Here is a 14483-nt window from a genome sequence, read left to right as displayed (position 1 = left end):
TTGGTGATGGCGGCGTGACGCAGTTAGTGCGGGCTGATGTGGCGAGGGATGCCCGCGACCTTGGCGATCCTCACAACCATCCGGTAGACATCTCGGCGGTCGATCGGCTTCCCGGTGGTCGGTCTCAGAACGAGCGGCCCGTCGGATCGCTGTCCTCGGCAGGCTTCCAGGACACGTAGCACTGGGATCGTGATCGGCATGGTGGCGGGCTTGTTGCCTTTGCCGACCAGGTGCAGGACTCGGTGACCGCGCAGCGTGTCGGCGTAGTCCTCGATGCGCACTGCGGCTGCTTCGGATGCGCGCAGGGCGTTGATGCCCAGAAGGAACGCGAGCGCCCCGTGCGTGGTGCACGGCGAGGGTCTGGGCGACCTGGAGGAAGCGGATGAGCTCGAGCCGGTCGAGTCCTTGCGTGCGGGACTCGTCGTGCTGGATCTTGGGAAGTCGTGCGTAGACGGCTGGGTCGGCTGCGATCAGACCGTCGATGCGTGCGAACCGGAAGACGCCGCGGACGCCGTGCATCATCGTGACGATGGAGGAGTCCATCAGACCGGTTTCGCCGAGTTGGTGGATGTACAGCTCGACGTGGGCACGCTGGATCCCTAGGAGGGGATCCAGTCCGTTGTTTGCGCACCAGGTGAACCAGCGCCGGAGCTGGTAGGCGTAGAGCCGGTGCGTACGGCCCGAGTATCGGGCGAGGTAGGAGACGGCTGCCACCTGCGCCGTGGTCATGGTGATGGGCTGGAACGGGAAGACGGTCGAGTCGGACATGGAACGCTCCGTGCGGCGAATGGCTTGGCTCAGCCCGCCCACCGCCAACGCGCCAAGCTCCTTGGCCAGCGACGCTAGTCCGAGGCGTGACTCAGCGCGTCCGCAGGCGGTGGAATGGGTCAACTCGCCTGACACCGATTCATGCAGCGGGCCCGCCGTCGCGCCTGGCTTTTGTGGGGTTGACCCACGCCGAAGCCGCGTCGATGCCATCATGGGCTGCACACTGCAATGGGAGGCGGAGTGCCAGGAGAAGCGCTCGAGTTCATGCTGGCCGACCTCCGCTCTGACTTCGAAGCCGAGTCGGTGCCAGCCCGCTTCGCTCGGCTGTACGACGACGACTCCGACTGGGGTCACATGTTCAGCGTGCTGCACAAAAGCCTCAATCAGCACTTCGATGACATCAACGGGCGGATCGAGTCGACACGCCACTACTGGGCTGACAACAGCCGCGACCTGATCAAACTCACGACGAAGATCGAAGACAGCCTTCACACGTTGAAGCGAGCTGGGATCGACGTGGAGTTCAACCCGACCTACGAGGCAGCGCTCGAAGCCTGTCGTCCGTGGCTGTCACCGAGCGGCGGCAGTCCCGTTCCTGAAGACTTCGCACGTATCGAGGTAGAGCGCTACAAGCCTGTGTTCACACGGTCAACGACGACGGTGAAGTCTGCGAAGCAATCCTTGCGGCTCAAACTGAAGATGGTTGGGGAGGGTTCCTACGCGACGGTGCACTCGTTCGTTGATCCTGACTATGGCACCAGATTCGCACTGAAGCGTGCCCGACGGTCCATCGGTGAACGAGACCTGCAGAGGTTCAAGGCCGAATTCGACTATATGAAGCGACTTAGCCATCCCCATCTAGTCGAAGTGTATCGCTACGACAGCGAGCAGAACCAATACAGCATGGAGTTCTGCGACGAGACCCTTCGCGACTACATCGCGAAGCGCAACGGGGACCTTGCGCCCTCCGTTCGGAAGAAGATCGCACTCCAGTTCCTTGATGCGATCCGCTACCTCCATTCGGTCAAGATCCTGCATCGGGATATCAGCCTTCAGAATGTTTTGCTGCGGGTGTATGACAGCGGCGAGGTGCTGGTGAAGGTTTCGGACTTCGGCTTGGCGAAAGACCAAACACAGGACTTCACTCTCACCAACACCGAGATGCGCGGAACGATCCGCGACCCGATGCTGACCTCGTTTAAAGATTATGCAGTCGTCAATGAGATGTGGGCCATCGCCTGGGTGTTGTCATACATCGTTACGGGGAGAGAGTCGTTGATGCCTGGAGGCTCACCCCTTGGTGACATCGTCCAGCGATGCGCGTCGCATCGGATAGCTGATCGCTACGCCTCGCTTGAAGAACTCACCACCGCCGTTGAGCAAGCCTGAGAAAGGTCGGTAGGAATCATGGCTTCTGTGGACCAGGAGATCGCCCGCATTGGGTTCGTGGCGGACGGCGAACTTTCTACCCCGATGATCACTGCTTCCTACGAGTTTGATGACGACGGCGTACGTCTCCGTGTGCCATACCTGCCCGATGATGAACGCGGCCGTTGGTGGAAGAACGACCTATTTTCTATGTCGCCTCCCACGCCTGCTGCTCCTTCACCCGTGCCTACCGAACTGGACTACTTCGACAACGATGGCAGGGTGGGTCTCATCGACTGTCGTGCGGGTCGGTCCTGGACACGGTTCGGAGTGGCAGGAGTAGGGCTGGTTCACGCGAGGTATGCCGTAGAGGACGCAGGCATGGCTACGAACTACACGAAGCCGAATGGGATGCGATCGCAGATCGACGGGTTGGCGCACTGGCTCGGTGTATCGGCGCTCAAGACCGTCATCACGTACAAGCGTGATCCGAAGACATCGGATATCACGGCAGCAGGCGCAACTTCGACCACCTCGACCGAGCGAGTCGAAGACATCCCGCTTGCTAGGTCGATGAATCTGAAGGCCACCGCATACGCGAGCGGGACAGGCATAAGTAGTCCAGAGGTCACCTATCGAAGCATCGTATTCTTGGAAACGAACGGTCGCTCGCCACGCAGCTGGTCAGACCACCTGGACAATCACAAGGCTGTTCGTGATTTGCTACGCGTGGCATCGTGGTCTCTCGTAAGTTTCCAGTCGCATTACGCGATGAGCGAGAAGGAGAACCTGGACCACGCAGGGAAGTCAACGCCTCGATGGTTGACGGTTCGAACGGGGACTACAGGTATTGAAGAACCGACCTGGACGAGTCGCAACAGGTTTCTGTTCACCTATGCTGACGTCGGTCGAGTAGGGGTGTCGCGGTGGCTGAAGATCATGAAGGGCTATGAGCGCGGAGTGCGACCACTCGTGCATTTGCTTGAACTCAAGGACGCAACGATTGACGCTCACATGGCTCAACTGGGCATTGCCGTTGAAGCCATCGGATATCAGTCGCTGATTGACAGTGGACTGACTCCTGGCGCTGCGAACGGCAAGAAGCTCCATCAGCGCATCAACCATCTGTTGAGCGAGGTCGACGGAGCCTTGCCGTTCTCAACGACCACCTTTGCGAACGACTTCGCGGACTCGTACAACTCGGTGAAGCACGCGAACCGCGCGGAGGTGTTGCCAGCGGTCAAGCGGGAGCACATCCGCCAGGGCGTGCAGATGCTCCGCGCCTGGGTGGCGATCAAGATGGGCGTGAAGGCATCGGTGGTCAAGACACGCTGGTAGGTCAGAGCGACTGATCCCACTAGAGGTTGTGACAGGGCTGGGCTGAACCCACCGGTCTCGATCAAGGCTTCGGGCGACGTGTTGGTGAGGTTGCGGATTCTGAGCGCGGAGCCGCTCAGGTGCTCGACTCTGCCGTTGATCGCCACTGTCGGTCCGCTGCCTGCGCTGGACCAATCGAAGTAGGCGATCACGGCGGTCAGGAGCTTTCGCACCTAGACAGGTTCGGGTGTCGTTAGGCGGCGACCATGCGCTGGTAGATCGGCTTCGTACTCGAGCGCTCATACTTGCGTCATTCTGGGTGGAGTGACGCACCTGATCACACCTGGGCCCAGACCACAGGCAGCCTCTCGTCAGGACAGATGCCGCGCCGTCGCGCCAGCCAACCCCAACGCTCGCCGAGCCCACGACGTACTCGCGCCAGCCATCCCACAGCTCGGCGTGACGACGAGCTGACCGGCGTACTCCTCGGGGTCGAAGCCGACCATGTCGAGCCAGCGCAGCACCCGCTCGGTCACGGCCTTGTCGCTGAGCTCACTCGTCGGGTCCGTGCTCGGCACGACGCCGAGTCCGAGCGCTCCCCCGCCCTCGAGGTGGGTGGCGAGGTGGTCGATCGCGGTGGCGTCCACGCGGTCGAGGTCGACCAGGAGTCCGGTGGCGCCGGCGCCGCTGACGAGGCCCCAGGGCACCTCCGCTGCGCAGGAGTGCACCCACGCCTCGGCGCCCGCAGCGGTGACCGCTCCGAGCACCTCCGCGAGCAGCGCGGATGCCTCGGGCGGGTCCACGCGACGGTGACGGCCGAAGCCGCTCGCGGTCGGGATCCGCGCCTGCATCACCGCAGGCAGCGCCGGCTCGTCGATCTGCACGACGAGCCGAGCCGCGCGGGGCATGCGACGGCGTACGTCGGCGACGTGGTCACGCAGCCCTTCGGCCAAGCCTTGGGCCAGGTCACGCCGGGCGCCGTGGTCAGCAAGGATCTTGTCGCCGCGGGGCTTCTCCACGCTCGCAGCGAGCGTCCACGGACCGGCCACCTGCACCTTGAAGATGCCGTCGTAGTCCTGCGCCAGCTCCTCGACGGTGTCGAGGTCCTGCGACAGCAGGGAGCGGGCGCGGCGCTGGTCGACGCCGACTCCCCCACCGGTGAGTCGCCACCCGGCGGGCTGCAGGTCGGCGGCAAGACCGGAGACCACGGCCAGGCCGCGGCCGATCATGTCGGCGATCGCGCCACGACCGGGCATCTCGGGCAGGTGGGCGCCGCGGTCGAGCTCGCCGAGCACCATGCGTACGGCCTCGGTGTAGGCGCGGGCGTTGTCCGCCTCCTGCATCACCTCACCGCCGGGCATCGACCCGATGCCGGTGGCCAGCGGACCGATCGGCGCGGCCTCCTCCACGGCCGATTCCGACTCCTCGAACCCCTCGTCGCCGGGTAGCAGCAGACTCACGCCTGAACCTCCTCGCGCACCCGGTGCGCAACGGTGATGGTGGCCGAACCGACGACCCGGCTGCCGTCGTAGATCACGACCGCCTGGCCGGGCGCAATCCCGGAGGCGTGGTCGAGCAGCTCGACGTGCACGTGCTCGCCGTCGGTGGTCACCACCGCGCGGTGCTCGTCGCCGTGGGCGCGCAGCTGCACGGTGCCCTCGACCCGCTCCGGCACGGTCCCGCACCAGCGGGCACGGTCGGCGTCGATCGCGTGGACGGCCAGCCGGTCGCGCGACCCCACGCGTAGGGTCCCGGAGACCGGCTCGATGTCGAGCACGAAGCGCGGCTTGCCGTCGGGCGCGGGGCGACCGATCCGCAGCCCCTTGCGCTGACCGATCGTGAAGCCGTACGTCCCCTCGTGCTGCCCCAGCACCTCACCGGTCGCGTCGTCGACGATGTCGCCACCGTCGTTGGGGGCCCGGTCGCCGAGCTTCTCCTTCAGCCACCCGGCGGTGTCGCCGTCGGCGACGAAGCAGATGTCGTGGGAGTCCGGCTTGTCGGCCACCAGCAGGCCGCGGCGGGCCGCCTCCTCGCGGACGACCGGCTTCGAGGTGTCGCCGAGCGGGAAGAGCGAGTGGGCCAGCTGCTCCTGGGTGAGCACCCCGAGCACGTAGGACTGGTCCTTGCCGTGGTCGACCGCGCGGTGCATCTCGATCAGGCCGTCGTCGCCGGTGCGCAGCTGGGCGTAGTGACCGGTGGCCACCGCGTCGAAGCCGAGCGCCAGCGCCCGGTCGAGCACCGCGGCGAACTTGATCTTCTCGTTGCAGCGCAGGCAGGGGTTGGGCGTGCGGCCGGCGGCGTACTCGTCCATGAAGTCCTCGACGACGCCCTCGTGGAACTCGTCGGACATGTCCCACACGTAGAACGGGATCCCGATGACGTCAGCGGCTCGCCGCGCGTCGTTGGAGTCCTCGATCGTGCAGCACCCGCGGGCGCCACTGCGGTACGACGCCGGGTTGCGCGACAGCGCCAGGTGGACGCCGGTCACGTCGTGGCCAGCCTCGACGGCGCGCGCAGCAGCCACGGCGGAGTCCACTCCCCCGGACATCGCTGCCAGAACTCTCATGGCAGAACTCTCACGACGGCCTGCGCATGGCCAGGCGGGCGCGCTCCACGGCCGGTCCGATCGCCGCGACGACCGCGTCGACATCGGCGGGCGTGCTGGTGTGGCCGAAGGAGAAGCGCAGCGAGTGACGCGCCTCCACCGGGTCGCAGCCCATCGCCAGCAGCACGTGGGAGGGCTGCGGGACGCCGGCCGAGCAGGCCGAGCCCGTCGAGCAGGCGATGCCCTGGGCGTCGAGGAGCATCAGCAGCGAGTCGCCCTCGCAGTCGGGGAAGCCCAGGTGGGCGTTGCCCGGCAGCCGGCCGACGGGATCACCGTGGAGGTGGGCGTCAGGGACGACCTCGATCACCCGACGCACCAGGTCGTCACGCAGCGCGGAGACCCGGGCCGCGTGGGCCTCGCGGGCGGCGACCGAGGCGGTGACGGCTGCGGCCAGGCCAGCGATGGCCGGCGGGGCGAGCGTGCCCGAGCGGATGCCCCGCTCCTGGCCACCGCCGTGCAGCAAGGGCTCGACGCGCAGCTCGCGGCGTACGACCAGGGCCCCGATGCCGTAGGGGCCACCGAGCTTGTGGCCGGTGAAGGTGAGGGCGTCGACCCCGCTCGCGGCGAAGTCGACGGGCACGGCTCCGACAGCCTGGACGGCGTCGGTGTGCACCGGCAGCTGGTGCTCCGCGGCGATGGCGACCACGTCGTCGATCGGCTGCAGCGTGCCGACCTCGTTGTTGGCCCACATCACCGAGACGAGGGCGACCGAGGCAGGGTCACGCGCGATCGAGGCGCGCAGTGCGTCGACGTCGAGGCGGCCGTGTCGGTCCACGGGCAACAGCTCGACCTCGGCGTCACCGCGCTTGGCCAGCCACTCCAGCGGGTCGAGCACGGCGTGGTGCTCCACCGCGGTGGTGAGGATGCGGGTGCGGCGCGGGTCCTGGGCCTTGCGGGCCCACAGGACGCCCTTGAGCGCCATGTTGTCGGCCTCGGTGCCGCCGGAGGTGAAGACCACCTCGCCGGGGCGGCAGCCGATCGCACCGGCGATCGCCTCGCGGCTCTCCTCCACGATCCGACGCGCATGGCGCCCCGACGCGTGCAGCGAGTTGGCGTTGCCGACCTCGGTGAGGTGACGCGTCATGGCCTCGACAGCGACCGGCAGCATGGGGGTGGTCGCAGCGTGGTCGAGGTAGGTGGTGGTGCTCGGTACGGCGCTCGTCATGACTGCACCAGCCTACGCGAGGCCGCAGAGGAGCCCTCAGAGCAGGACGAGGTCGTCACGGTGCACCAGGGCCCGGTCGTAGGCGTCGCCGAACTCCTCCTTGAGGTCACCGGTGGAGCGCCCGAGCAGACCCGGGATCTCCGCGGCGTCGAAGTTGACCAGCCCGCGGGCCACCGTGGCACCGTCGGGACCGACCAGGTCGACGGGGTCGCCGGCCACGAAGCTGCCCTTGACGCCGGTGACACCGGCCGCGAGCAGCGAGGCGCCCCGCTCGACGACCGCGCGCACGGCACCCGCGTCGAGCACGACGCTGCCCTTGCCCTCGGTGGCGTGGGCCAACCAGAGCTGACGGATCGGACGACGACGGCCGGTGGCGTGGAAGAGGGTGCCGACCGGGGCGCCGGCCAGCGCCGCACCCGCGTTGTCGGCGGAGGTGAGCACGACGGGGATGCCGGCGCCGGTGGCGATGCGGGCAGCCTCCACCTTGGTGACCATGCCGCCCGTGCCCACCGCGGAGCCGACGGAGCCGATCTCGACGTCGGCGAGGTCGTCGTCGGAGCGGACGTCGACGAGGCGGCGTACGCCGGGACGGCTGGGCGGTCCGTCGTAGAGCGCGTCGACGTCGGAGAGCAGCACCAGCAGGTCGGCGTGCACCAGGTGGGCCACCAGCGCGGCGAGGCGGTCGTTGTCGCCGAAGCGGATCTCGGAGGTCGCCACGGTGTCGTTCTCGTTGACGACCGGGACGGCGCCGAGGTCGAGCAGCGCGGCGAAGGTCTGGTGCGCGTTGCGGTAGGAGGCGCGACGGATCACGTCGTCGACGGTGAGGAGCACCTGGCCGGTGAGGATGGAGTGGCGGGCGAACTCCTGCTGGTAGTGGTGCACCAGCAGGCCCTGGCCCACCGAGGCCGCCGCCTGCTGCAGCGCCAGCGCGCTCGGGCGCGTGGCCAGACCCAGCGGCGTGAGCCCGGCGGCGATCGCACCGGAGGAGACCAGGACGACCTCGGCACCGCGCGCCCGCACCTCGGCCAGCACGTCGACGAGCGCGGCGATGCGCTCGGGCTCCAGTCCCCCGCCGTTGGTGGTCAGCGACGAGGAGCCGATCTTGACCACGATGCGCCGAGCCGCGCGTACGTCGTCGCGCAGCCCGTCACTCACGTCGCCGGCTCCTGTGCTCCCGCTGGCCCCCATGCCGCTGATCTCGCTCATGCGTCGGGGTCGGACTCGGCCCAGTCGGGGTCGTCGGCCGAGCCGATCTCGTAGGACATCGGGCCGACGCCGGGACGCATCTCGCGGTCGAGTCGGCGCGCCACGTCGGCGCGGGTCTCGTTCTCGCCGCGCTCAGGCAGGGCCTCCTGGATGTCGCGACGACGCTGGGCCGCGGGACGCTCCTCGCGCAGGCGCTCGTCCTCACCGCGACGGCCCAGCATCTCGGCCCCCGACTCGATGGACGGCTTGAAGTCGAAGACCACGGAGTTGTCGAGCGCGCCGATGACGACGGCGTCGCCCTCCTGCGCACCCTTCTTGACCAGGTCCCTCTCGACACCGAGGCGGTTGAGGCGGTCGGCGAGGAAGCCCACGGCCTCCTCGTTGGAGAAGTCGGTCTGGCGCACCCAACGCTCCGGCTTCTCGCCGCGTACGCGCCACACGTCGCCGTCGCGCACGATGTCGAAGTCGCCACCGCCGGCGACGGCGTGGGGACGCAGCACGATCCGCTGGGCCTCGACGACCGGCTTGTCCTTGCGAGAGCGCTGGACGATCTCGGCCATCGCGAAGATGAGCTCCTTGGTGCCCTTGCCGCTGGCCGCGGAGATCGGGAAGACGAGGTGGCCGGCCTGGCGCAGGTCGTCGATCACCATCTCGGCGATCTCGGCGCCGTCGGGCACGTCGATCTTGTTGAGCGCGACCAGGCGCGGACGGTCCTCGAGGCCGCCGTAGCGGCCCAGCTCGTGCTCCATCGCGGCCAGGTCGTCGATCGGGTTGCGCCCGGGCTCGATGGAGGCGGTGTCGATCACGTGGACGATCGCCGCGCAGCGCTCGATGTGGCGCAGGAAGTCGTGGCCCAGGCCGCGACCGTCAGCGGCACCCTCGATCAGGCCGGGCACGTCGGCGACCGTGAAGGTGGTGTCGCCGGCGGTGACCACGCCGAGGTTGGGCACCAGCGTGGTGAAGGGGTAGTTGGCGATCTTGGGCCGGGCCCGCGAGATCGCGGCGATCAGCGACGACTTGCCGGCGCTGGGGTAGCCCACCAGACCGATGTCGGCGACGACCTTGAGCTCGAGGCCGATCTGGATCTCCTCGCCCGGCTCACCGAGGAGGGCGAAGCCGGGAGCCTTGCGCTTGGACGAGGCCAGCGCGGCGTTGCCGAGGCCGCCGCGGCCGCCCTGGGCCACGATCATCTCGGTGCCCGCACCGATGAGGTCGGCCAACACGTTGCCCTGCATGTCGGTGACCACGGTGCCGTCGGGCACCGGCAGGATCATGTCCTCGCCGCGCGCGCCGTTGCGGTGCGCGCCCGCGCCACCGGCGCCGTTGGGAGCGCTGCGCTTGGGGCTGTGGTGGTAGTCGATCAGGGTGGTGACGTCGGGGTCCACGCGGAGGATCACGGATCCTCCGGAACCACCGTTGCCGCCATCGGGGCCACCGAGGGGCTTGAACTTCTCCCGGTGGACGGAAGCGACACCGTGGCCGCCGCGACCGGCGGCGACGTGCAACGTCACCCGATCGACGAATGTGGGGACGGCCATGTGGAGCTCCTGGGGAGAGGGTGGTGCAAAGAGGTGAGGCAAAGGGTGGTGCAAACGCCGAAGGGCGCCCCAGAGTTTAGGGACGCCCTTCGCCTGATGTCTTGGTGTGGTGAAGCGTCAGATCACTCGCCGGAGACGATGTTGACGACCTTGCGACCACGCTTGGTGCCGAACTCGACAGCACCCGCGATGAGCGCGAAGAGCGTGTCGTCGCCGCCGCGGCCGACGCCAGCACCCGGGTGGAAGTGGGTGCCACGCTGGCGGACGATGATCTCGCCGGCGTTGACCTGCTGGCCGCCGTAGCGCTTCACGCCGAGGCGCTGCGAGTTGGAGTCGCGACCGTTCTTGGTGGAGGCCGCACCCTTCTTGTGTGCCATTACTCAGTCCTTCGGGGTGATTCTGGCGCTGACGCGTCAGACGTTGATTGCGGTGACCTTGACCTGGGTGTACTTCTGGCGGTGGCCCTGGCGCTTCTTGTAACCGGTCTTGTTCTTGTACTTCTGGATCACGATCTTCGGACCCTTGGTACGGCCCAGGACCTCCACGGCCACGGAGGCCTTGTCCAGACCGGTGGCGGTGACGGTCTCGCCGTCCACCACCATCACGACGGGAAGGGAGACGGACTCGCCGACGGCGGTCTCGACCTTGTCGATCTCGATGACATCGCCAACAACAACCTTCTGCTGCTTGCTGCCACTGCGCACGATCGCGTACACCGCGACTCACTCTCCTCGTCGGACCTTAGGTCCCGTCAACAACTTCCAAAACTCAGGGCGCCCGCGTCTCGCGGCCCGTCAGATCGACAGCCAGCACAACACGCAGGAAGGTGCTTCTCACACCGAGGGTCAATAGTACGGGCGCGGGTGCGGCAGTGCAAAACGGGCACTGCCGCTGGGCCCTGACGGGCCCGCCCGACCCTCGGTCAACGCTTGCGCGTCCCCTTCTTCTTCACGGGGACGTGCTCCACCGACTCGTCACCGGCGTCGTTGCCGGCCTCGTTGTCGGTGTTGTTGCTGGTGCTGCTGCTGGTGGTGCCTGCCTCGTCGCTCGGCGGGCCTGCGGGGCGTGCCGCAGCACGACCACGGGTCCGGGTGACGACCTTGGGCCTGGCCTCCTCGGGCACGGGCTCGACCGTCGCCGGGGCGGCCGCGGGAGCGGGCTCGGTGACGACGATGGCCGGTGAGGTCGTCGTAGTCACCGCCGTACGCCGCGACGCACCGCGCCGCGTGCGGGTGACGACCTTCGGGCTGGCGTCCGCCTGCGGCTGCTCCACCTGGGCTGCCTGGGGCGCCTCGGTGGCCTGGGCGGCCTGGGGCGCCTCGGTGGCCTGAGCGGCCCGGGGAGCCTCAGGGGCGCTCTCCTGCGCCGCCGGAGCTGCGTCGGGAGCCACAGCCTCGTCATGGCGTGCCATCTCGGCGACGACCTTGGGCGAGGGAGCGGCCGCAGCAGGCTGACGGTCACGGTCACGTGAGCGCCCGGACTGCTTCTCCGTCCGGTCGCCCTTCTCGCGGTCGCCCTTCTCGCGGTCGCCCTTCTCGGAGCGCTGGTCGGACCTGTCCTGCTTCTCGCCGGACCTGTCGTTCTGCTTGTCACTCTGCTTGTCGTTCTGCTGGTCGTTGTCACGACCGCCCTTGCCGCGACGACCGCGTCCGCGACGACCCTCGTCGTCGGAGCCGTTGCCGCCCGACCGGGCCTCGATCGGGTGGGCGTGCGTCACCAGTCCACGACCGTGGCAGTGCTCACACTCGGTGGCGAAGGACTCCAGCAGACCGGTGCCGATGCGCTTGCGCGTCATCTGGACCAGGCCGAGCGAGGTGACCTCGGCGACCTGGTGCCTCGTCCGGTCACGGCCCAGGCACTCGACCAGGCGGCGCACCACCAGGTCACGGTTGGACTCGAGCACCATGTCGATGAAGTCGACGACGATGATGCCGCCGATGTCACGCAGGCGCAGCTGGCGCACGATCTCCTCGGCGGCCTCGAGGTTGTTCTTGGTGACCGTCTCCTCGAGGTTGCCCCCGGAGCCGGTGAACTTGCCGGTGTTGACGTCGACGACCGTCATGGCCTCGGTGCGGTCGATGACCAGCGAGCCGCCGGAGGGCAGCCAGACCTTGCGGTCGAGGCCCTTCGCGATCTGCTCGTCGATGCGGTAGGTCGCGAAGACGTCACCCTGCGTGGCCGAGGCGGCGTCGGCGGGAGCGTACTTCTCGACCCGGTCGGCGAGGTCGGGGGCGACGTGCTCGACATAGGCGGAGACGGTCTCCCAGACGTCGTCACCCTGGATGACGAGCTTGGCGAAGTCCTCGGTGAAGAGGTCCCGCACCACCTTGAGGGTGAGGTCGGGCTCACCGTAGAGCAGCTGCGGGGCGTTGCCCCTCGCCTTGCCCTCGATGACCTCCCAGCGGGCCTTGAGGCGCTCGACGTCGGTGGTCAGCTCCTCCTCGGTGGCACCTTCGGCAGCCGTACGCACGATGACGCCGGCGCTGTCCGGGACGATCTCCTTGAGCAGCGTCTTCAGACGGGCACGCTCGGTGTCGGGCAGCTTGCGCGAGATGCCGCTGGTGGTGCCGTCGGGCACGTAGACCAGGAAGCGGCCGGCCAGGCTGACCTGGCTGGTGAGGCGGGCGCCCTTGTGACCGATCGGGTCCTTGGTGACCTGGACCAGGATCGGCTGTCCCGGGCTGAGGACCGACTCGATCTTGCGGGCCTGGCCCTCCTTGTGGCCGAGCGAGGCCCAGTTGACCTCGCCGGCGTAGAGCACCGCGTTGCGGCCCTTGCCGATGTCGACGAAGGCGGCCTCCATGGACGGCAGCACGTTCTGCACGCGGCCCAGGTATACGTTGCCGATCAGGGAGGTCTGCGACTCACGGGCGACGTAGTGCTCGACGAGGACCTTGTCCTCCAGCACGGCGATCTGGGTGAGCTCCTTCTTCTGGCGGATCACCATGACGCGGTCGACCGCCTCGCGGCGGGCCAGGAACTCGGCCTCGCTCACGATCGGCGCGCGCCGGCGACCGGCCTCGCGGCCCTCACGGCGGCGCTGCTTCTTGGCCTCGAGGCGGGTGGAACCGGCCAGCGCGGTGATCTGGTCGTCTCCGGTGCGCGAGGAGCGCACGCGGGTGACCGTGTTCTCGGGGTCGTCGCCCCCACCGGACTCGGAGTCGCCCGAGCGGCGACGACGGCGGCGGCGGCGCGAGGTGGAGGAGGAACCCTCGTCGTCGGAGTCCGACTGGGCGTCGGACTTCTCCTCGGACTCGGACTTGTCCTCGTCGGACGTGTCGGACTTGTCGGCGCGGTCGGACCTGTCAGCCCGGCCACCCCTCTCGGCGCGGCCGCCCTTCTCGGTGCGGTCGCCCTTCTCGGCGCGGTCGCCCTTCTCGGCGCGGTCGGCCTGCTCGGTCTCGTCGGCAGCCTCGGAGGAGTCGTCGGCGTCGGAGGCCGAGTCCGAGTCGCCTGCCTTGCGGCGGCGACGGCCACCGCGACGACGGCGGCGACGGCTGGGCGTGCCCTCGTCGTCACCCTGCTCGTCGTCACCCTGCTCGTCGTCGCTGCTCTCGGCCTCGTCGGCAGCGACCTCTGTCTCCTCGGAGGTCGACTGGTCGGAGGTGGACTGGTCGGAGGTGGACTGGGCGTCCGGGATCTCCGTGACCTCGACCGACTCGTTGTTCGCGTCGGCGGCAGCCTCGGCCTCGAGCTCTTCCTCGGTGAGCTCTGCGGCGAGCTCCTCGGGCGCGACCTCGACCGGCTTGGCCACGCGCTTGCGGGTGCGCTTGGCGGCGGTCTTCTTCACGGGGGCCTGGAAGAGGGGCAGGGTGTCGCTCGCCTCGGCAGCGGCGTCAGTGGTCTCGGCGGCCGGCTCGGCGGGCTCGGCGGCGGCCTTCTTGGCGCTGGCCTTCTTCGCCGGAGCCTTCTTGGCCGTGGTCTTGCGGGCGCTGGCCTTCTTCGCGGGCTTCTCCGCGGCGACCTCGTCAGTGGCGGCGTCAGCGGCGGGCTGGTCGGAGACCGGGAGCGCGCTCTCGGCCGGTGCGGCGACCTCGGTGGGCGCGGCGACCTTCTTGGCCGGCGCCTTGCGGGTGCGCTTGGCAGCGGCCTTCTTGGCCGGAGCGGCCTCGGCCGGGGCGTCGGTCGCAGCCTCGGCGGGAGCCTCGGTGGGCGCCGTGTCGGGCGTCTCGGCCGCTGCGGCGGCCTTCTTGGTGGTGCGCTTGGCGGCGGCCTTCTTGGCCGGGGCCTTCTTGGCGGCCGCCTTCTTCGCGGTGGTCCGCTTCGCTGCGGCCGGAGCGGCCTGCGAGTCGTCTGCCCCGGAAGGGGTGGCGGCTGATTCTTCTGCAGGGGTGGTTTCGTCGAGCACGTGAGCTCCTCGACCGGTGCCAGGCACCGGGGTGTAGGACGCCAAGCCCCGAGTGTCCAGGAGCCTGACGCAAAGCCTGTGGGTGGCGGCGACTCCTCCGCTGCTGCGTCATGAGAAGCGTGCCGGCCACCTGCCGCGGTCGCGAGGCCCTCGTCCCCCTGCTCTCCC

Annotated in this window: 12 protein-coding genes and 2 pseudogenes; 3 read left to right on the top strand and 11 right to left on the bottom strand. The window is 68.6% G+C overall.

Features of this window, described 5'->3' with window-relative positions:
• Positions 1 to 23: 23 nt before the first annotated feature.
• Entirely contained in the window at positions 24 to 305 is a 282-nt protein-coding gene (locus FCL41_RS17765; RefSeq protein WP_420846572.1) for a tyrosine-type recombinase/integrase, read from the bottom strand.
• Between the two features lie 37 nt (positions 306 to 342).
• Between FCL41_RS17765 and FCL41_RS16960 the strand changes: the two genes are divergently transcribed.
• A complete protein-coding gene (locus tag FCL41_RS16960) occupies positions 343 to 603 on the top strand; it encodes a hypothetical protein (protein WP_170970268.1) in 261 nt (86 codons plus the stop codon).
• On the opposite strand, the pseudogene FCL41_RS17760 reads toward FCL41_RS16960, so the two are convergent.
• A pseudogene (locus tag FCL41_RS17760) lies at positions 544 to 729 on the bottom strand (tyrosine-type recombinase/integrase); the annotation flags it as partial. The gene FCL41_RS16960 and the pseudogene FCL41_RS17760 sit on opposite strands and share 60 nt — an antisense overlap.
• Positions 730 to 1032: 303 nt before the next feature.
• Between FCL41_RS17760 and FCL41_RS04925 the strand changes: the two are divergent.
• Positions 1033 to 2157, top strand: a complete 1125-nt coding sequence (locus tag FCL41_RS04925) for a protein kinase family protein (RefSeq protein WP_212723157.1) — start codon at positions 1033 to 1035, stop codon at positions 2155 to 2157.
• Between the two features lie 18 nt (positions 2158 to 2175).
• On the top strand, positions 2176 to 3474 hold the full coding sequence (locus tag FCL41_RS04920; protein WP_137066313.1) for an ApeA N-terminal domain 1-containing protein: 1299 nt from the start codon (positions 2176 to 2178) through the stop codon (positions 3472 to 3474).
• Positions 3475 to 3506: 32 nt separating this feature from the next.
• On the opposite strand, the pseudogene FCL41_RS17375 reads toward FCL41_RS04920, so the two are convergent.
• The 9 genes and pseudogenes from FCL41_RS17375 to FCL41_RS04880 form a co-directional block, all read right to left on the bottom strand.
• Positions 3507 to 3665, bottom strand: a pseudogene (locus tag FCL41_RS17375) (ISL3 family transposase); the annotation flags it as partial.
• 159 nt (positions 3666 to 3824) lie between these two features.
• Positions 3825 to 4913 carry a uroporphyrinogen decarboxylase/cobalamine-independent methonine synthase family protein gene (locus tag FCL41_RS04915; RefSeq protein ID WP_239021784.1) on the bottom strand — a complete coding sequence of 363 codons (1089 nt, stop codon included), beginning with the start codon at positions 4911 to 4913 and terminating at the stop codon, positions 3825 to 3827.
• On the bottom strand, positions 4910 to 6019 hold the full coding sequence (mnmA, locus tag FCL41_RS04910; RefSeq protein ID WP_137066312.1) for a tRNA 2-thiouridine(34) synthase MnmA: 1110 nt from the start codon (positions 6017 to 6019) through the stop codon (positions 4910 to 4912). The genes FCL41_RS04915 and mnmA overlap by 4 nt, the downstream gene beginning before the upstream one ends.
• Positions 6020 to 6029: 10 nt before the next feature.
• Positions 6030 to 7223 carry a cysteine desulfurase family protein gene (locus tag FCL41_RS04905; protein WP_137066311.1) on the bottom strand — a complete coding sequence of 398 codons (1194 nt, stop codon included), beginning with the start codon at positions 7221 to 7223 and terminating at the stop codon, positions 6030 to 6032.
• Between the two features lie 36 nt (positions 7224 to 7259).
• Entirely contained in the window at positions 7260 to 8411 is a 1152-nt protein-coding gene (gene proB, locus FCL41_RS04900; protein ID WP_137066864.1) for a glutamate 5-kinase, read from the bottom strand.
• A gap of 14 nt (positions 8412 to 8425) precedes the next feature.
• Complete coding sequence (gene obgE / locus FCL41_RS04895) at positions 8426 to 9967, bottom strand: GTPase ObgE (RefSeq protein WP_137066310.1); 1542 nt, start codon at positions 9965 to 9967, stop codon at positions 8426 to 8428.
• Positions 9968 to 10089: 122 nt separating this feature from the next.
• Positions 10090 to 10344 (bottom strand): 50S ribosomal protein L27, encoded by a 255-nt coding sequence (gene rpmA / locus FCL41_RS04890; protein WP_137066309.1) that lies wholly within the window; start codon positions 10342 to 10344, stop codon positions 10090 to 10092.
• Between the two features lie 36 nt (positions 10345 to 10380).
• Positions 10381 to 10683 carry a 50S ribosomal protein L21 gene (gene rplU, locus FCL41_RS04885; RefSeq protein WP_137066307.1) on the bottom strand — a complete coding sequence of 101 codons (303 nt, stop codon included), beginning with the start codon at positions 10681 to 10683 and terminating at the stop codon, positions 10381 to 10383.
• A 206-nt stretch (positions 10684 to 10889) separates the two neighbouring features.
• Complete coding sequence (locus FCL41_RS04880) at positions 10890 to 14315, bottom strand: Rne/Rng family ribonuclease (RefSeq protein WP_137066306.1); 3426 nt, start codon at positions 14313 to 14315, stop codon at positions 10890 to 10892.
• Positions 14316 to 14483: the final 168 nt, after the last annotated feature.

This window comes from Nocardioides jishulii (assembly GCF_006007965.1).
Lineage (GTDB): Bacteria > Actinomycetota > Actinomycetes > Propionibacteriales > Nocardioidaceae > Nocardioides > Nocardioides jishulii.
This window is presented reverse-complemented; position numbering and strand designations above follow the sequence as displayed.

What these genes read in the sequence shown, in the direction of transcription:
- obgE (WP_137066310.1), bottom strand. Translation starts at nt 9,967, where the DNA reads ATGGCCGTCCCCACATTCGTCGATCGGGTGACGTTGCACGTCGCCGCC.
- mnmA (WP_137066312.1), bottom strand. Translation starts at nt 6,019, where the DNA reads ATGAGAGTTCTGGCAGCGATGTCCGGGGGAGTGGACTCCGCCGTGGCT.
- FCL41_RS04920 (WP_137066313.1), top strand. Translation starts at nt 2,176, where the DNA reads ATGGCTTCTGTGGACCAGGAGATCGCCCGCATTGGGTTCGTGGCGGAC.
- FCL41_RS04905 (WP_137066311.1), bottom strand. Translation starts at nt 7,223, where the DNA reads ATGACGAGCGCCGTACCGAGCACCACCACCTACCTCGACCACGCTGCG.
- FCL41_RS04925 (WP_212723157.1), top strand. Translation starts at nt 1,033, where the DNA reads ATGCTGGCCGACCTCCGCTCTGACTTCGAAGCCGAGTCGGTGCCAGCC.
- proB (WP_137066864.1), bottom strand. Translation starts at nt 8,411, where the DNA reads ATGGGGGCCAGCGGGAGCACAGGAGCCGGCGACGTGAGTGACGGGCTG.
- rpmA (WP_137066309.1), bottom strand. Translation starts at nt 10,344, where the DNA reads ATGGCACACAAGAAGGGTGCGGCCTCCACCAAGAACGGTCGCGACTCC.